The organism is Acinetobacter terrestris (genome assembly GCF_004331155.1).
Lineage (GTDB): Bacteria > Pseudomonadota > Gammaproteobacteria > Pseudomonadales > Moraxellaceae > Acinetobacter > Acinetobacter terrestris.
Genome location: NZ_SJNZ01000031.1, coordinates 13,945 through 32,152, shown reverse-complemented (window position 1 = coordinate 32,152; position 18,208 = coordinate 13,945). Strand labels below are relative to the sequence as shown.

The following is an 18,208-nucleotide window of genomic DNA, read 5'->3' as shown; positions in this document are numbered from 1 at the left end:
CCTAAAAAGAAAAGCCCCCATATTAAGAAGAATTGAGTATAGAGATCAGCAAAGTGGCAAGCACTTCAGCTTTCTCAGCAATAACTTTCATTTAGCGGCCTCTACCATTGCAGCGATTTACAAAGACCGCTGGAAAGTTGAATTGTTCTTTAAAGCGATTAAACAGAACCTGAAATTAAAAGCCTTCTTAGGTCGAAGCAAGAACGCCATTCAGACGCAAATCTGGATTGCGATGATCGCCTATTTACTGGTAAGTTTCGCTCAACATTTAGGGAGAAAAGGCTGGACAGTTCAGCGCTTACTCAGAATAATTCAAGTGAATTTATTTGAAATAAAAACCTTAAAAGCGTTATTTTCACCCGATAAAGTCCCCATCAAACAAGAGAAGCTTAAATGAGCTTCCTCTTGTAAAAATTGTGGGACAGCAGTGCTCTTTTGAGTCCTTTTTAATGCTTAAACTTTATTTAAAGAAATAACCCGTTTCAGGCGAGCTGGCATTTGCCATGCGTTTACGTGGCATACGACCCGCTAAAAAGGCTTCACGGCCGGCTTCTACGGCTTTTTTCATTGCAGATGCCATTAAAATCGGGTTTTGCGCAGCCGCAATCGCGGTATTCATCAGTACGCCGTCACAGCCGAGTTCCATGGCAATGGCAGCATCACTCGCTGTACCTACACCGGCATCGACCAAGACAGGAACTCTGGCATTTTCCTTAATGATAGAAATGGTATGCGGATTCAAGATGCCTAAACCGGAGCCAATCAGGCTGCCTAAAGGCATAATTGCAACACAGCCCATGCTTTCTAATTCTTGCGCTACAATCGGATCATCCGAGGTGTAGACCATAATTTCAAAGCCATCGTCAATTAAGGTGCGGGCAGCTTTTAAAGTTTCGGTAATATTCGGATAAAGGGTTTTTTCATCACCCAATACTTCCAGTTTCACCAGGTTATGACCATCCAGCAGTTCGCGGGCGAGCATACAGGTACGAATAGCACTGTTGGCATCAAAACAACCTGCGGTATTCGGCAGAATGGTGTACTTTTCAGGGGGCACAACAGAAAGCAAATTTGGCTGGTCAGGGTGCTGTCCAATATTTACACGACGAATTGCGACCGTGACAATCTCTGCACCACTGGCTTGAATGGCTAAATCAGTTTCAGTTAAATCTTTATATTTACCTGTACCGACCAATAAGCGTGAATTAAAGGTACGAGAACCAATTATAAGCGGGGTATCTTCCATGGGAGCTCCGAATTAGCCGCCACCGACGGCATGAATAATTTCAATATGATCGTCAGCGCAAATCGGGGTGTGTGCCAATTTGCTTTTGGAAATGATCATTTCATTCTGTTCTACAGCAAAGCGTTTGCCTTCCAAGGCCAATTCTTGAATCAATTCTAATAAATTAGTGCATGAGGTATTTTTTGCTTCGCCATTTAAATAGATATGCATGGTCATTTCTCCCTGTTGCTTAATTATCTTGATTAATTATCTTGCGTATTTTAAAGCATTCCATGCCAGTACCAGCCAGCCAGCAATCATTAAAGCGCCACCAATTGGCGTGATTGCACCCAACACACGCGGTAAACCTAAGGCCATTAGGTAGAGTGAGCCACAGAAAAATAAAATACCGACTTGAATCAGGATAAAACTGGTTTTAATAGGCAGTTGGGGAATAACTTTGCTTAGAATGGCGAGTGCCAAAAGTCCAAGGGCATGATAGAAAAAATAATCAGTTGCTGTATGCCACCAAGCCAATTGTGCTTCGCTTGCACGTGCTTTTAAGCCATGTGCGCCAAATGCACCCAGCATGACCGCAAATGCCAGATTAAGGGCTGAAATTGCAATCCACATAAGCAATGATCACCTGAGTAAATTTGCGCTTAACTTAGCATAAATTAGGGTTTATACGAAAGGCAAAAAGCAACAATACAAAGGTCTAAATATAAAAAAAGGGCACGCAGCCCTTTCTTTAAAAATGAATAAAATAAGTCCAATAGCTTAATTAGAAGACATTGCAACTTTGATTTTTTCCATGGCATTTTTTTCTAGCTGACGAATACGTTCCGCAGACACATTATATTCAGCCGCCAATTCATGCAGCGTTGATTTTTCATCATCTAGCCAACGGCGCTGCAGAATGTTACGCGAACGATCATCGAGCTGACCCATGGCACTATGCAAGGCAGACGTACTTTGTTGCTCGTAGTCTTCTTCTTCGGCTAAACGTGCAGGGTCGTAACGATTGTCTTCTAAATATAAAGCCGGTGCGACATGAGTGGAACCTTCATCATCGTCATCACCCTGAGCTTCAAATGCTGCATCATAAGCTGTTAAACGGCCTTCCATTTCCAAGACTTGTTCTGGTGTTACATTCAATTCATTGGCAATCGATTTTGCTTCTTCGAGTGTTAACTTTTTACTCGATTTTTTTAAGCTACGTAAGTTGAAAAAGAGTTTGCGTTGCGCTTTAGTCGTCGCAATTTTAACAATACGCCAGTTACGAATTACATATTCATGAATTTCAGCTTTAATCCAATGCACGGCAAAAGAAACCAAACGCACACCCATATTCGGGTCAAAACGTTTAACCGCTTTCATTAGACCCAAGTTACCTTCTTGAATCAGGTCGCCCTGTGGCAAACCATAGCCTGCATAACTGCGTGCAATATGAACCACAAAACGCAAATGAGACATGACCAGCATTTTAGCCGCGTCTAAGTCTTGGTCGTAATAATAGCGCTCGGCTAACTCTTTTTCTTGTTCAGCCGTTAAAATAGGAATCTGATTGACAGTACTGATATAAGCACCGAGATTTACCCCTGGCGCCGATAATGACAGGGGCATCAATTGATTGCTGCTGTCACTCATGTGTTCTCCTTCAGAATGGATGACATAACCACTTAAATTTTATCTTAATCCAATATTTTCCTGAAATAAGGAATATTGGGTAGAGAAATGTAATTTTTTATGCAAATTTGAAAAGTACTAGTTTAATTGAAAATAATTAAGATTCAATTAAGTAGTGATATTCAGCGTCAGTTATTTTTGTCATATTGCATTTCAATTGATGCATTTGGCAATAGCGAGTTACATCTTGCTGACTATGTGGATCTGACGATTTCAATAAAAATAGATGATCTGATTTATTCTTGATCGCTCGCTTAAGCATCAATAATGGCATGGGGCAGGGTTTACCCATCGCATCTATGATAATTGCTGGATTGGCTAGATCATTCATCACATTAAATTTCAGAAAAAACTTTGTGAGATATTAGCAAATTCGATGCCAAATCTAAATGAAATTATATAATCTCAACATAAAAACTACCGATATAAAATAGAGAAATAATTAGTAAAATAAAACTCGATCAAAAGGTAAATTATTCAAAAAAAACAGTATGAATTGTCATAAACCCATGATAAGCTCGTCGCGTATTCAAATTAATGACACAGTAAAATTTGTCTTAAAGTTGGATATTGAAATGGATGTAACCGGGATTTTGTTAATAGTAATACAGAATGATTACAAGCTTAGAAATAATAAATATTTTTAATCCTTGTTTACTCTGCTGTTTGCAACACCGGGTGGTCCTTCTATTAAATACAATGAGGATTAACTTATGACAGCTCGTGAACAAGGCGTAGTTAAATGGTTCAACGACACTAAAGGCTTCGGCTTTATTCAACGTAACGGCGGCGACGACGTATTCGTTCATTTCCGCGCTATCCAAGGTGACGGTCACCGTTCACTTCGTGACGGCCAACGTGTTGAATTCAGCGTAGTTAAAGGTCAAAAAGGCTTCCAAGCTGAAGAAGTACAACCTTTAGACTAATCGCCTGATTATTCATGAGAACGCCCCAATGTAATTTGGGGCGTTTTTGTTTATAATAGGCTACAATTATCCTGATTATTAAGTTAGAGCACATTTATATGTCATCTGGTTTTGAAACCTTAAATTTACATCCGAAACTGAAACAAGCGATTGATGCTTTAGGTTTCAAAGAAATGACACCGATTCAGGAAAAGGTTTTAAAATTCACTTTGGCTGGACATGATGCCATTGGCCGTGCTCAGACGGGTACCGGGAAAACAGCCGCTTTTCTGGTCAGTGTGATTAATGATTTGCTCAATAATCCGATTAAGGAACAACGTTTTCGTGGCGAAGCACGCGCCTTAATTCTTGCTCCAACAAGAGAATTAGCGTTACAAATTGAAAGTGATGCTAAAGATTTAACCAAATTTACCGATTTGCATGTGGTTACCTTATTGGGTGGTGTTGATTTTGATAAGCAAAAAGCCCAGCTAGATAAACAGTTTGTCGATATTATTGTGGCAACACCGGGTCGTTTAATTGACTTTGTTGAACAAAAAGAAGTTTGGCTGGATCAAATCGAATTTTTAGTGATTGATGAAGCAGACCGTTTACTCGATATGGGCTTCATTCCATCTGTTAAACGAATCGTGCGTTATTCACCGCGTAAAGAACAGCGTCAAACGCTGATGTTCTCTGCAACTTTTAGTTATGATGTTTTAAACTTGGCGCAACAATGGCTGTTTGAACCGGTCACTGTTGAAATTGAGCCAGAAAAGAAAACCAATGCAGATGTTGAACAACGCGTTTACATGGTTGCAAAAACAGACAAATATAAGTTACTGCAAGAAATTCTGCGTGATGAGCCGATTGAAAAAGTCATGATTTTTGCCAATCGTCGTGACCAGGTGCGTAAACTGTATGATCATTTAAAAAGAGATGGTTATAAGGTGGTCATGTTGTCCGGTGAAATTGCACAAGACAAACGAACCAAAATGCTCGATCAATTTAAAAATGGTCAACATAATATTATGATTGCAACCGATGTTGCCGGTCGTGGTATCCATGTGGATGGCGTTTCACATGTTATAAACTTTACTTTGCCTGAACAGTCAGATGATTATGTACACCGGATCGGTCGTACTGGTCGCGCGGGTGCACGTGGTGTAAGTATTAGTTTCTTGTCGGAAGATGATGCGTTCTATCTTCCAGAAATTGAAAAGGCCATTGGTCAAAAACTGCCATTAACCCGTATGGAAGGTTATTGTTAATTTGCCATTACCATAAAATGTAAAATAAAAAGCCGCTTATTTTAAGCGGCTTTTTGTGCATCTTTCTAAACATCATTATTATAATGGGTACGATGAAATAGAATTATTTTCTAGGAATTTAGTTTGCTCGGCAGCTAAAGGTAAGCACGGTTTGATAGTCTTCATCACGAGCGAGGCTGCCACTACTTCCTGTCAAAGTACCCAATACACTGGTTGCAGCTTGAATCATTTGTCCTGTTTTTTCATCCACAACGCCTTTTAAAGCACCGTTGTATTCAGTTTTTTCATCAATCACGACCGCAGTGGCTTTTTTGCCGCAGGTATTGTTGGCAGCAGTAATCGCATTGTTTTTAGAAATGAGATTGCTTTTACCTACGCCTGTGACTTCATACTGGTTGTTTTGTTTTTGAATGGCCAATGATGTGGTTGGATTGGAAGCACATGCAGTTAAAGCAAGAGCAACAGCAACTGTGGAAGAGAGCGCAAAAACTTTATTCATTTTTTTCCCCTGATTCGTTTTAAAAAGAATAAAAAGCATTTGAGCATAACTTTTTGGACTCTTTTTGAAAGAGTTGTATAAAATATGCAGTTTTATATGGTCCATCTGTGAGTGTCTTATAAGCAAGAATGGGATTGAGTGTAAGGCGTCGGCTAATTGCTCTAGAGTATCTGAATAAGAATATGCTAATCTTAATGAAATATTTTAGTACACAGATATAGAAGTTAATGACTGATTCCACGGTAGATATGGTTCATTTTAATATTCATCAACGTCAGTCGATTGGTCATTTGGTCGAGCCTGCCCCAAACGCAGAGCAGTTGGAAAAGGCCTTTCAGGCGGCATTGACGGCACCTGATCATCACCGTTTAAAGCCCACCCGTTTTGTGGTTATTCCGGCTGATCAATGTGAAGCTTTTGGTGAGTTGCTGTCTAAAGCTTTGGCAGATTTGGGTGAAACCGATCCAGCTCAGTTAGACCGTGTTAAAAACCATCCATTTCGTGCACCACTTTTGGTTTTGGCCTTAACTCAATTTCAGCCACATCCCAAAGTTCCCAATTTTGAACAAACTTTAAGTACCGGTGCGGCAATACAAAACTTTTTGTTGTCGCTACAAGTTCAGGGTTTTTCAAGCATGTGGCGCAGCGGTGCGGTAATTGAATCGAATCTGTTTAAACAGGCTTTAGGCCTGGCAGAGGATGATTTAATTTCTGGAATTATTTATATTGGAACGGCAGCAAAAGCCATTCCCGCACGTGCAGAAATAAATACACAAGATTATGTGAGTTATTGGAATAAATAACTTTATTGAATACTGAGTCATTAAATACTGAGTCGAGATATAAAAAGAATGTCAGAGTTGAAATTTTCAGATCTTGTTGAACCTGTTTCAGTTGATCAAAAAACGGCGTTACGCGTAACAGTTTTAGGTGGTGGCAGTTTTGGTACTGCAATGGCCAATACTGCAGTGCGTAATGGCTGCGATACCATGATCTGGATTCGTGATGAAGTTGCCGCAGCAGAAATTAATCAAACCCATGTCAATAAACGCTATTTACCCGATTTTAATTTAGAGCCTGGTTTAAAAGCAGTAACCGATTTGGAAACGGCTATTTGTAATCGTGACATTATTTTAGTGGCGATTCCAAGCCATTCATTTCGTGATGTGCTCAAACAAATTCAACCTTTCATCACTTCGCAGGCGGTCATCTCTTTAACTAAAGGCATTGAAGCAAAAACCTTTAGTTTTATGAGCGATATTATTCGTGAAGAATTACCCGAAGTGCCTTATGGTGTGCTTTCTGGACCGAATTTAGCCAAAGAAATTATGGCGGGACAACCGGCAGGAACCGTGATTGCAAGTCAGTCTGAACTGGTGCGTTATGCAGTGCAACAAGCCTTGCACAGCGCATTATTCCGTGTATTTGGCAGTGATGATGTACATGGGGTAGAACTGGGCGGGGCGTTAAAAAATATCTATGCTGTCGCCATGGGCATGGCAGCCGCTTATAAAGTGGGTGAAAATACCAAGAGTATGATTTTAACCCGTGCATTGGCCGAAATGAGCCGTTTTGCAGTGAAATTGGGTGCAAATCCGCTGACCTTCCTGGGTTTATCTGGGGTGGGTGATTTATTTGCCACTTGTAGTAGTCCACTGAGCCGGAACTACCAAGTCGGTTTTGCTTTGGGTTCAGGTAAGAGCTTGGAGCAGGCGACTAAAGAATTGGGTCAAACGGCAGAAGGGATCAATACCATTGTTCAGGTACGCAGCCGTTCAGAAGAACTGGATGTTTATATGCCTATTACCAGTGCCCTATATGATGTTATTTTTGAAGGTGCGCCGCCTTTAAGTATTGCACTTTCACTGATGAAAAATGGACATCGCAGTGATGTGGAATTCGTTTTGCCCCATCATGAAGTATAATTTTAAAATATTTGAATGAATAAGCGCTGTAATAAAGCTGGGTTATAATTGCTGCATATTGAGAATAAGGAAATTTTATGCAACTTACTTTAGTCCGTCATGGTGAAGCCTCTGCAGCGGTCAATGGAAATGATGACAAACGTCCATTAACCAGGCGAGGGCATAAGCAGGCGCAACACACCGCAGAATATTTAAAGGACATGATTAAGCCCGATGTATTTGTGGTGAGTCCTTTATTGCGTGCACAAGAAACTTTGGCGCATCTGCAACATTATTTTAATGATGTACCTGTGCTGGTGTGTAATAAGATTAAACCTGAAGATGATGCGAAATCTGCAGTTGAATGGTTGTCCCAGTTACCTTATGAGTCGATTGTGGTGGTGTGTCATATGAATGTGGTGGCGCATATTTCATCATTATTGACGTCTGAATCATTCCATCCTTATGCTCTGGCTGAAGCACGCATATATGAGCAAGCAGTCATTGCAGCCGGATTATCAACACAGTTAAAAAGTTTTATTCCAAACACATAAAATATTAATTAAAACGGCAGAAAAACATTAATGTTGTATTTATGGATGCCTGAAGCCAATGGGGTTTGGCAATGGTCGACTGGAGAGAGCTGGTATCAGGCTTCCAGTCTCGAGCATTTGATTCAAGAGACGCAAGGTTATCATGGGGAAGAAGCGGTCGCGTTTTTTCCAAGCCGTGATGTGCAGATGGTGCAGCAGACTTTAGCCAAATCACAATATAAAAAATTGGGTGTGGACGGGGTTAAATATCTATTAGAAGAATTTGTGGTTTTACCCATAGATTCAATGAAGGTATTGCATCATTTTCAAAATCCGGATCATTTGTTCATTTTGGGTGTCGCAAATAGCACAGTTGAAATGCTGCAACATGCCTTGAGTTTGATTCCTGTTAAAGTCATTTCTTTATTGCCTGATTTTCTGATTTTACCCATTCCTGAAGCGGGACAAGCCGTCATTGCCAATGTATCAGGACGTTTATTGGTACGTGAAAATGAATTTCTGGGAAATTCGGTTGATGATTTAGCCTTATTTTTAGATTATCAGCCGCAAGGCCAGCGTTATAAAATCAGCAATTTTACTGCTGAACAAATGCAAAGCCTTGAGGCGATGGTTACGCATGAGCAGATTGAATCTTTTCATTATGAATTACCGGTGTTAAAAAAAGCCAAAGCTCATCCTTTTAATATCCTGCCGAAAGCAAAAAACAGCACCGGTGTAGCGGGATATTGGAAAGCATGTGCGGCTGTGTTGCTCGCTGCTTTAATGGTGCAGTTCATTTATGATGCAACACGCTGGTATAAATATAAAAAAGTGGCAGATCAGACTGCAGTACAAGCGATTGACCAGTATAAATACTGGTTTGGGCAGAGTAGCCGTGTCACTGAACAGAATTTAAAAAGCCAGTTTGAAAGTCATGTGCGCTTGAATAAAAGTGCCAATACCCAAGCCTTGCAATTACTCAGTCGAGTGGGTCCCGTTTTAATGCAAAATCAGATTGTGGCCAATCGTATCAATTACGATGCTTCAGTTTTAAATATGGAACTGAAAGCCAATTCTGCTGCGGCATTACAAACATTAACGCAGCAGCTTAATCAGCAAGGCTTTAAAGTTGAATTAGGCAATATTCAGCCGAATGGCACCGGTGCAATTGGATTGGTGAAAATACAATAATGAAAACATTAGAAAAACTGCAAAGCTCGATTGATCAATTCATCGAGAGAATCACCGATTATTTGGATCGCTTGTCTGTACGTGAACGCTACATGGTTATTTTTACCAGCATTTTTGTTCTGGTTGCGGCCATTGGCTCAGCACTCTGGTTTACGCATGCAGCGGCCAACAAGCAGCAAAATCGGGTCAATGATTTAAAAGACATGATGGTCTGGATGCAAAGTAATGCGCTAACCATGAAACCTGCAGATGATTTGCAGTTAACTGCGGCAGATAAAGTGCAACGTGTTGCCCAGCAGCAAGGATTGTCTGTTGCATCACAGCAGGCAGGTGAGCAAATTCAGATTGTGGCAGCGCATGAAAATTATGCAATTTTGGCAAATTTTTTAACCCAACTCGCTCAAATGGGACTAAGTCTTGAAAAAATAGAATTAATTTCCGAGGCGGGTCAGATTAAATTAACAGCGACAGTGCAATAAGGGGTAAAAATAAAGACCTGCTAAGCATGGTGTTTTCTATGGGCTATGCCTATAATATGGCGACTTAAAAAGCAGTAGACTTTTACAGATATGTTGTATTCTCTTGCCCGCCCTTTGTTGTTTTCTTTAGCACCAGAGCGTGCACATGAGCTGACACTATCGTTATTGAAATCAGCCCATCGCATGGGCATGATGCGTCAAAGCATTGCCGCTAAACCAGTGACCTGTATGGGAATTCAATTCCCTAATCCAGTGGGTTTAGCTGCCGGCTTAGACAAAAATGGCGCTTATATTGATGCCCTGGCTGGATTGGGGTTTGGTTTTATTGAAATTGGAACCATTACACCGCGTCCACAAGCGGGCAATCCACATCCCCGTTTATTCCGTTTACCTGAAGCCAAAGCCATTATTAACCGTATGGGTTTTAATAATGACGGGGTAGACAAACTCATTGAAAATGTCAAAGCTGCAAAATTCAAAGGCATCTTGGGGATTAATATTGGTAAAAATGCCGATACGCCAGTTGAAAATGCAGTCGATGATTATCTGATCTGTCTTGAAAAAGTCTATAACTACGCCTCTTATGTGACTGTAAATATTTCATCACCGAATACCAAAAATTTGCGTAGCCTGCAAAGCGGTGATGCGCTGACAGAATTGTTGCAAACTTTAAGAAAGCGTCAGCTTGAATTGGCTGAAGAACATCAGCATTATGTACCTTTGGTGCTTAAAGTTGCTCCAGATTTAACAACTGAAGATATCGAATTTATTGCAAAGCAATTGATCCAGTTTAAAATTGATGGTTTGATTGTAACGAATACCACTTTGTCACGTGAAGGCGTGGAAAATCTCAAGCATGGTAATGAAGCGGGTGGCCTGTCTGGTGCGCCAGTCTTTGAAAAAAGTACCGCTTGTCTTGCAGCATTTTCAAAAGCATTGAAAGGACAGATTCCCCTGATTGGTGTCGGCGGTATTTTGTCAGGTGAGCAGGCAGTTGCAAAACAGGCTGCTGGTGCAAACCTTGTACAAATCTATAGTGGCCTCATATATACAGGTCCAACACTGATTAAAGATTGTGTTGATGCGTTAAATGCACCATGAATACACTGGATATCTTCATACTGATTATTTTGCTCATTGGAGGGCTCAACGGTTTGCGACAAGGATTGGTTTCAGCCTTTGCGAACTTGGTAGGATGGATTTTTGCACTGATCATCGGTGCAAAATACGCAACCATCCTGGCACCTTCGATGGTCTCACTCAGTGGAGATCCGGTGGTACAAAAAATTGCAGCTTTTGCATTTATTGTATTGGTTATGGTGGTTTTAACCTGGATTATTACTGCATTTCTCAACAAGATATTAAAGAGTCTAAAACTTGGCCCGCTCAACAGACTGGCAGGTGGTGCTTTTGGCTCTTTGAAGGGCTTAATGATTGTACTCATTACCATGCAAGGCATTGGTCCTTGGGTGGAAAGTTCTCCGCACTGGAAACAGTCTAAGTTTGTACAACTTCTTATCCCTTATGCACCGTGGGCAGCTCAACTTTCCAAAGAAGCTGCAAATGGAGCGCTCAATCATATCAAGTCCGATGAAGGTGCGCCGACATCTTCCGACTCATCATCTGATAAAACGCAAAAGCATGCAACGCGTACAGATGAATCAACAAATAATCCTTTTTATTAATCCTAGCTTGTTTGCGAGGTTGCTATGTGTGGAGTAGTTGGTATAGCTGGTAAATCACCTGTTAACCAAATGTTGTTTGATGCATTAACGATGTTACAGCATCGTGGTCAGGATGCAGCCGGAATAGTAACTTGTCATGAAGGGCGTTTGTTCCTGCGTAAAGACAACGGTATGGTACGAGACGTCTTTCATACGCGTCACATGCGTGCACTGCTAGGTAATTACGGTATTGGTCATGTACGTTATCCAACTGCAGGTTCTTCAAGCAGTGCAGAAGCACAGCCGTTTTATGTGAACTCGCCTTATGGTATTACCTTGGCGCATAACGGTAACTTGACCAACGCTGAAGAAATTCATGATGATTTGTTTAAAACAGATCTTCGTCATATGAATACCGATTCAGATTCTGAAGTGCTTCTAAACGTTTTTGCGCATGAAATGCAAAAAAATGGCAAGTTGAATCCAACTGCGGAAGATATTTTTCAGGTGGTTACACGGGTACATGAGCGCTGTAAAGGTGCTTATGGCGTTGTGGCAATGATCACCGGACATGGTTTGGTGGGCTTCCGTGATCCAAACGGTATTCGTCCACTGATTTATGGTTCGCGTGAAACTGAACAAGGCATGGAATATATTATTGCTTCTGAATCAGTCGCCATTACTGCTTTGGGCTTTAAGGTTGAACGTGATATTGAACCGGGTGAAGCAATTTTCATTACTTCAGAAGGCGAGATGTTTACCAAGCAATGTGCGGAAAATCCTGAATATCGTCCTTGTATCTTTGAATATGTGTATTTTGCACGTCCAGATGCAATCATAGATGGCATTTCAGTCTATAAAGCACGTTTAAAAATGGGTGAAAAACTTGCCTATAAAATTTCACGTGAGTGGGGCGAAGAACATGATATTGATGTGGTGATTCCAATTCCAGATACATCACGTACTTCAGCTTTAGAGCTTGCCAATATCTTGGGCGTTAAATTCCGTGAAGGCTTTATGAAGAACCGTTATATCGGACGTACCTTCATTATGCCGGGTCAGCAACAACGTGAAAAATCAGTTCGTCAAAAATTGAACCCGGTTGAACTTGAGTTTAAAGGCAAAAATGTTTTGCTGGTGGATGACTCGATTGTTCGCGGTACAACCTGTAACGAAATTATTCAAATGGCACGCGATGCTGGTGCGAAGAAAGTGTTCTTTGCTTCCGCTGCACCGATGGTGAAATATCCAAACGTGTACGGTATTGATATGCCTGCGAAAGATGAGCTGATTGCATCGGGTCGTAGCGTTGAAGAAATTCGTGAAATTATTGGTGCAGACCGTTTGATTTTCCAAGATTTGGAAGATTTGAAAGGTGCAGTTCGTACCAGTAAAGTTCCTGCACTGCAAGAATTTGATTGTTCAGTTTTTGATGGTGTGTATGTAGCGGGCGGAATTGATGCGGCTTATCTAGATGAGCTTGAGCGCAAACGCAATGATTCTGCAAAAAAAGCCGTCGGTGGTTATATTGATGTGAATATTGATGCAGCATCGGTTGATCTTACTGGAGTGAAAGAAGAATAAAATTCTTCTTAATTCTATGAAAAGCGGGAATTTCCCGCTTTTTTAATTTATGATGAGTGAACAAATACAAGGTAATAAAGGATCTTCACATTGAAGAGTGCGGGTTATTCTTTTATTCAAAACAAAAATATGGTTTGGTCTGCAAGTGTTTGTATGCTTGCGGTATTACTCACACTATTCTTTTTAAATACCATCACCGGCTTGTGGGTATTTTATTTTGATCATAGCCAGTCTATTTTTTGGCATGTTTTGAGTCCTTATCTCATCGTGCTGCTGCTTGGCGTAATGACGATTTCCGTCCTGTACGAGTTTTATGTGTTTCGTTCCGGTGGCCATTCGTTGGCAAAACAGTTGGGTGCGCGTCGCTTAAGCCTAATAGAAAGTATTCCTGAAGAAAGTGTTGCGCTGAAAATTACTGAACAATTGGCAGATACCTTTTTAATTGAGACTCCGGCCGTATATGTACTTCCCAATGAAGTGGGCGTAAATGCACTGACCGCAGGTTTTTATCCGCGTGATATTGTGATTATTTTGACTTGGGGTGCATTGCAAAACTTAGATGAATTAGAGCTTTATGGTTTGCTCAGCCATGAATTTAATAAAATTCTATCGGGTGAAACGGCAGAAAATACCCGTCTGAAAATCCTTTACAGCAGTCTGACGACCTTTAGCCAGTGGGGCAGTAAAATTGCCAAACTGGGTTTTACCAAGCACGGTCAAGCACATACCCATAAATTTGCGACTTTTTTTGTTGCGATGGGTGGGGTGATCTGGCTGATTGGAAGTCTTGGTGTTTTGATTACCCGATTTATTAAATATATTTCATTGGGTGGACGGACCTTTAAAAATGACCAAAAAACCAGGCGATTAATTCAAAACGATGCCAATGTGCAAACTTTATTAAGGGTTTATGTGCATCATTCAGGCTCGCAAATTCACAGTGAATATGCTGAATCTATTGCGCATATGTGTTTTGCCAATTCTTTAAGTCCGCAAAACTGGATGAACATTCACCCAAGTATTGAGCAACGTATTTATGAGTTGAACCCAGGTTTGGTGCAGGATTTACAGCTCGAAAATTTAAAAAAATTACGCAATCAGCCACTTTTTAGCTTGTTCCGATCATTAGATGAAGTGAATGGTCAGGTATATTCACCGTGGAGTTCACCACAACCCTTGCCATTACTGCGTTTATCGCCAATTAGCTTTGCCATTAATGATGCGATTAAACCTTTAAATCCAGAAATCCGAAATAATATAGAGCGTCCTGAGCTGATCCAGCGAGCATTGCAAACGGCAACCGGTTCACGAGAAGTGATGGTATCCATTTTAATGATTCGACAGTACCGTGAATTTATTCCTGCGGATGCGGAAGTTAGCCGGGCAATTGTCGATTCATTGCTCAATTTAGATGGTCGGGTTCATATCTCCATTTTTTATGATGCGTGTAAAAACATTGGCGCAATGCCTGCCACTATTGCACGGCAGTTTTTAATGAAATTGGCGCGCATTATTCAGGAAGATGGTGAAATTGGTCTGCTGGATGCCTTGCTGCTTGAATATGTGAAATTTGAATTGAATCTTCTTCCATTACATACACCGACTTCACTGGAAGAAGTTAAGCCGCATATTGTGCGTCTGATTGATGCCTTGTTACATGTGCAGCAAATCAATAGCCTGAACCAGCTGGATGTACGTGAAAAGATTCTCAAGCGTGTACTCACCGCCAAAGAATTAGAAATGTATACCGAGATCTCGGATGAGCCCATTGATCTGGCAGAAATTTTGAATGATATCGCAGGCTTACTACTGCGCGACCGTTTAAGTATTTTGGGTATTGCCGAACTGTGCTTGTGGAATGATCGTATTATTACCCAGGATGAACTGGATGTTTTGCAATTACTCTACTGGCGTTTTGGTTTTGAAACGGATGAAATTGTTGAGCAAATGCAGAAAAAAAATAGTTTGATGATTGTATAAACCAGCTGCGATAAAATTATAGATGAGTGATGATTAAACTAATCTTTAATAAAAGATCAGCAAAAAGCAACTAATCTCGTTAGAATACCAAGCATTCAATGGGTGATGAAAAAAGATGATAGGGCATCAGCGTGACATACTGGCAACATTAGGAATCGATATCTGGGTTCCTAAGGATGCTGCGTGTCAAAATATGCCATCCTCATCCATTTGGCGGGATCAGGCTGCACCCGAATATCTAAGTGAAATTGTGGTTGCGAAAGCTCAGCCGCTCATCGTGCCGGAACCAAAGGCTGAACCGCTTAAAACGCTTGATCAGCCAGAGCCGTTACCAACGCCAACGCCGGTTGTCAAAGAAGTTCAAGCTGAAATTGTGCCTCAAGTTGTTGAAGAACGACCTGCGCTACACATTGCAGCTTTTCAATTGCAGGCTTTTGGTTTGCCGCATTGTGTCATCGTGACTGATGCGACTGAACTGAGCGCTGAACAACAGCAACTGTGGAATAATATTCAGCAAGCCCTTCAAGCTGAATACTATGAATTGCAGTGGCCATTTCCTTTAATCAATTTCCAGGACGGCCGCGGTGCAGAAAGTTATGTGCAAGGTTTTATAGATGCCATTAGTGCAGATAAAAACATTATTTTATTAGGGCAATTCTCTTATTTTAATCATTCAAAAATTATTCATTTGGCTGGTTTGCAAGAGATGCTGGATCAGCCATTATTAAAAAAACGTTTATGGCAATTTATGCAAAAAACTAAGCAAAACATGGATGCTACATGAAGAAGAAAGTTGTTGTTTTTAGTCAGTTAGATCAAGATATATTGCAACGGTTACAAGCTCAATACCAGGTTGAAGTCATTAATCCAAAATTGGGCGATGTTAACCAGCAGATCCGCGAGCAGGTCAAGGATGCTGATGGCATGATTGGGGCAGGGCGTCTACTCAATGAAAGCAATTTGGCGACTGCACAACAACTTAAAATTATTTCCAGTGTCAGCGTCGGTTATGACAACTACGATCTTGCTTATTTAAATCAGAAAAAAATCTGGTTATCCAATACGCCTCATGTGCTCACAGAAACCACTGCCGATTTAGCTTTTACCTTGCTGATGAGTGCTGCGCGTAAAGTTCCTTATTTGGATCAATGGACCAAGCAAGGACAATGGAAGCGTACAGCAGCTGAAGCCCAATTCGGCCGTGATATTTCTGCTAAAACCTTAGGTATTATTGGTCTGGGTAATATTGGTGCTGCTATCGCGCGTCGTGGCTTTTACGGCTTTAACATGAATATTCTTTATCATAATCGTCGTGAAAAACTGGAATTAGCACAGCCTTTAAATGCTCGATATTGCGGTCTGGATGAGTTGTTACAGCAGTCAGATTTTGTTGTGGTTGCTGTTGACTTAAATACAGAATCCAAAGCGTTGATTGGTCAGCATGAGTTCGATCAAATGCAGTCGCATGCGGTGTTTGTCAATATTGCACGTGGTTCTGTGATTGATGAGCAAGCACTTATTGAGACCTTGAAAGCGGGTAAAATATTTGCTGCAGGTCTGGATGTCTATTTAAAAGAGCCTTTACAGGAATCTGAACTTTTTAATTTAGATAATGTGGTGACCTTGCCGCATGTCGGTTCTGCGACTGCGGAAACACGTAAAAAAATGGCTGAACTGGCTTATCGTAATGTGGTCGATGCACTGGAAGGGCGTACACCTGCGTATGTGGTGAATGCTTCGTTTTCTTAAAATTTAATAACACTTCATTGCAAATCCCTCCAATTTTCAATGTTATAGTCTGATAAATTGAAAAAAAGCAGTTTGAGAATATAACATTGAAACGGTTTTTATTGGCTTGCAGTATTGGTTTGGTCGCAATTGCGGGATCGACGCACAGTGCGAATCTGAATTCAATGCCCCAGTTTAATGTTCCCGAAATTGGCAGTGGTGTCGGTTTAATTGACCAACAAAAAGAAAAAATGATTGGCGAAAAAGTATTTCGTGAAGTTCATAAACAAATGCCTGTGCTGCAAAATCCATGGCTAGAAGATCAATTGGTCAGTGTATTTTCCCATATTTTAAGTCAGACCCAGCTTGGACAGCCTATAGGGCTGGTCATTATCAATGATCCTCAAATCAATGCTTTTGCTGTTCCTGGCGGGTTATTTGCCATTAATACAGGAATGGTGATTTCTGCTCGAAATATGGATGAAGTGGCGGGCGTGATGGCGCATGAGGTTGCACATGTATCGCAACGTCATTACAGCCGTTCGCAAGAAGCTTTTAAGGGACAGGGCCTGCTGACTTTGGCAGGGCTTTTGGTGGGAGCATTGGTGGCTTCGCAGGCCGATGGTGATGTGGGTACAGCCGTGATGTTGGGTTCACAGGCTGCATTAATGGATAAGCAGTTGAATTACAGCCGTAACCAGGAGCGTGAAGCTGACCGGATTGGTATGCAGTATATGTATACTGCTGGCTATAATCCGCAAAGTATGGCTGACTTTTTTGAAGTGATGGATCGATCAACCAGTAAGGTCAGTTTCTTGCCTGACTTTTGGTTAACCCATCCCTTAAGTACGGAACGGATGAGTGAAGCACGTTTAAGGGCGAACCAGTTTCCTAGAGTCAAATCAAGTTTGCATGATGAGGATTTTGAAATACTGAAATGGTACAGTCGGGTAATTTCCAATCAGGCCACTGAACAGCAATTACAGATTCTGGCCAATCGTAAAAATTTTGCAGGGCAGTTGGCTTTATCGGCTTTTTATCTCAAACAAGGCGACTATGTTTTAGCTCAGCAAGTTTTGGATCAGGCAAAGGCACAGCAGCGCCTAAATAATTTGTTGGTACTCATTCAAACCGATATTTATTTAGGACAAAATAAAACCGATGAAGCCTATAAATCAATTCAGTCTGCCGCACGAATTATGCCCGAAAATCGGGCTTTGGCCTTTAAATTGACTGAAGTATTTATTCGTCAAAAACAGGTTACTCAAGCCCAGAACTTGCTTCAGCGTTTTATTAATAAGAACTCTCGTGATATTCAGGCCTGGCGCTTGATGCAGCAAGTTGCAAATATTGATCAGCAGTCACCGTTTAGAACGGTTAATGTATTGCGTTATCGTGCGGAAGTGGAATATTGGTCCGGCTGGGAAGAAAATGCGATTAAGTCCTTATTGCATGCACAGCGCTTGATCAAAAATAATGAACTGTTGTCTACAAAACTAAAAATTCGCCTTAATGAAATGCAAAAAGAGCGACAGCTAAGAATCTAATCGCAGATG

General features: G+C 41.0%; 20 protein-coding genes and 1 pseudogene. 15 read left to right on the top strand and 6 right to left on the bottom strand.

Annotation, left to right across the window (positions count from 1 at the left end; genetic code table 11):
• Positions 1 to 411: pseudogene (locus E0H81_RS14210) on the top strand (transposase); the annotation flags it as partial.
• A gap of 49 nt (positions 412 to 460) precedes the next feature.
• Here the strand turns inward: E0H81_RS14210 and E0H81_RS14205 are convergent.
• From E0H81_RS14205 to E0H81_RS14185, 5 genes are all read right to left on the bottom strand, one after another.
• Positions 461 to 1,246 (bottom strand): thiazole synthase, encoded by a 786-nt coding sequence (locus E0H81_RS14205; protein ID WP_131267392.1) that lies wholly within the window; start codon positions 1,244 to 1,246, stop codon positions 461 to 463.
• A 12-nt stretch (positions 1,247 to 1,258) separates the two neighbouring features.
• Positions 1,259 to 1,456 carry a sulfur carrier protein ThiS gene (thiS, locus tag E0H81_RS14200; RefSeq protein WP_131267391.1) on the bottom strand — a complete coding sequence of 66 codons (198 nt, stop codon included), beginning with the start codon at positions 1,454 to 1,456 and terminating at the stop codon, positions 1,259 to 1,261.
• Positions 1,457 to 1,492: 36 nt separating this feature from the next.
• The gene (locus E0H81_RS14195) at positions 1,493 to 1,858 is read right to left on the bottom strand and encodes a DUF423 domain-containing protein (protein WP_131267390.1); all 366 of its coding nucleotides are present in this window, start codon (positions 1,856 to 1,858) and stop codon (positions 1,493 to 1,495) included.
• 147 nt (positions 1,859 to 2,005) lie between these two features.
• Positions 2,006 to 2,875: an RNA polymerase sigma factor RpoH gene (rpoH, locus tag E0H81_RS14190; RefSeq protein WP_131267389.1), complete on the bottom strand. Its 870-nt coding sequence runs from the start codon at positions 2,873 to 2,875 to the stop codon at positions 2,006 to 2,008.
• A 136-nt stretch (positions 2,876 to 3,011) separates the two neighbouring features.
• A complete protein-coding gene (locus E0H81_RS14185; RefSeq protein WP_131319795.1) occupies positions 3,012 to 3,245 on the bottom strand; it encodes a sulfurtransferase TusA family protein in 234 nt (77 codons plus the stop codon).
• Positions 3,246 to 3,627: 382 nt separating this feature from the next.
• On the opposite strand from E0H81_RS14185, the gene E0H81_RS14180 reads away from it, so the two are divergent.
• Together E0H81_RS14180 and rhlB are read left to right on the top strand one after the other, a co-directional pair.
• Positions 3,628 to 3,840: a cold-shock protein gene (locus tag E0H81_RS14180; protein WP_004648643.1), complete on the top strand. Its 213-nt coding sequence runs from the start codon at positions 3,628 to 3,630 to the stop codon at positions 3,838 to 3,840.
• 98 nt (positions 3,841 to 3,938) lie between these two features.
• Positions 3,939 to 5,090 carry an ATP-dependent RNA helicase RhlB gene (rhlB, locus tag E0H81_RS14175; protein ID WP_131319793.1) on the top strand — a complete coding sequence of 384 codons (1,152 nt, stop codon included), beginning with the start codon at positions 3,939 to 3,941 and terminating at the stop codon, positions 5,088 to 5,090.
• Positions 5,091 to 5,208: 118 nt separating this feature from the next.
• Here rhlB and E0H81_RS14170 read toward each other — a convergent pair whose 3' ends face one another.
• Positions 5,209 to 5,589, bottom strand: a complete 381-nt coding sequence (locus tag E0H81_RS14170) for a hypothetical protein (RefSeq protein ID WP_131267386.1) — start codon at positions 5,587 to 5,589, stop codon at positions 5,209 to 5,211.
• A 227-nt stretch (positions 5,590 to 5,816) separates the two neighbouring features.
• Between E0H81_RS14170 and E0H81_RS14165 the strand changes: the two genes are divergently transcribed.
• From E0H81_RS14165 to E0H81_RS14110, 12 genes are all read left to right on the top strand, one after another.
• Positions 5,817 to 6,392, top strand: a complete 576-nt coding sequence (locus tag E0H81_RS14165) for a nitroreductase family protein (RefSeq protein WP_131267385.1) — start codon at positions 5,817 to 5,819, stop codon at positions 6,390 to 6,392.
• Between the two features lie 48 nt (positions 6,393 to 6,440).
• Complete coding sequence (locus E0H81_RS14160; RefSeq protein ID WP_131319791.1) at positions 6,441 to 7,514, top strand: NAD(P)H-dependent glycerol-3-phosphate dehydrogenase; 1,074 nt, start codon at positions 6,441 to 6,443, stop codon at positions 7,512 to 7,514.
• Between the two features lie 77 nt (positions 7,515 to 7,591).
• A complete protein-coding gene (gene sixA, locus E0H81_RS14155; RefSeq protein WP_131319789.1) occupies positions 7,592 to 8,047 on the top strand; it encodes a phosphohistidine phosphatase SixA in 456 nt (151 codons plus the stop codon).
• A gap of 30 nt (positions 8,048 to 8,077) precedes the next feature.
• Complete coding sequence (gene gspL, locus E0H81_RS14150) at positions 8,078 to 9,217, top strand: type II secretion system protein GspL (protein WP_131319787.1); 1,140 nt, start codon at positions 8,078 to 8,080, stop codon at positions 9,215 to 9,217.
• Complete coding sequence (gene gspM, locus E0H81_RS14145; protein WP_131319785.1) at positions 9,217 to 9,696, top strand: type II secretion system protein M; 480 nt, start codon at positions 9,217 to 9,219, stop codon at positions 9,694 to 9,696. The genes gspL and gspM overlap by 1 nt, the downstream gene beginning before the upstream one ends.
• 90 nt (positions 9,697 to 9,786) lie before the next feature.
• A complete protein-coding gene (locus E0H81_RS14140) occupies positions 9,787 to 10,797 on the top strand; it encodes a quinone-dependent dihydroorotate dehydrogenase (RefSeq protein WP_131319784.1) in 1,011 nt (336 codons plus the stop codon).
• The gene (locus E0H81_RS14135) at positions 10,794 to 11,381 is read left to right on the top strand and encodes a CvpA family protein (RefSeq protein ID WP_131319782.1); all 588 of its coding nucleotides are present in this window, start codon (positions 10,794 to 10,796) and stop codon (positions 11,379 to 11,381) included. Before E0H81_RS14140 ends, E0H81_RS14135 begins: the two co-directional genes overlap by 4 nt.
• Before the next feature lie 24 nt (positions 11,382 to 11,405).
• The gene (purF, locus tag E0H81_RS14130; RefSeq protein ID WP_131319780.1) at positions 11,406 to 12,944 is read left to right on the top strand and encodes an amidophosphoribosyltransferase; all 1,539 of its coding nucleotides are present in this window, start codon (positions 11,406 to 11,408) and stop codon (positions 12,942 to 12,944) included.
• A gap of 129 nt (positions 12,945 to 13,073) precedes the next feature.
• Positions 13,074 to 14,924, top strand: a complete 1,851-nt coding sequence (locus tag E0H81_RS14125) for a M48 family metalloprotease (protein WP_131319799.1) — start codon at positions 13,074 to 13,076, stop codon at positions 14,922 to 14,924.
• Between the two features lie 115 nt (positions 14,925 to 15,039).
• Positions 15,040 to 15,708: a hypothetical protein gene (locus tag E0H81_RS14120; RefSeq protein WP_131319778.1), complete on the top strand. Its 669-nt coding sequence runs from the start codon at positions 15,040 to 15,042 to the stop codon at positions 15,706 to 15,708.
• Positions 15,705 to 16,673 (top strand): 2-hydroxyacid dehydrogenase, encoded by a 969-nt coding sequence (locus E0H81_RS14115; protein ID WP_131319776.1) that lies wholly within the window; start codon positions 15,705 to 15,707, stop codon positions 16,671 to 16,673. Before E0H81_RS14120 ends, E0H81_RS14115 begins: the two co-directional genes overlap by 4 nt.
• Positions 16,674 to 16,759: 86 nt before the next feature.
• Positions 16,760 to 18,199, top strand: a complete 1,440-nt coding sequence (locus E0H81_RS14110) for a M48 family metalloprotease (RefSeq protein ID WP_131319774.1) — start codon at positions 16,760 to 16,762, stop codon at positions 18,197 to 18,199.
• Positions 18,200 to 18,208: the final 9 nt, after the last annotated feature.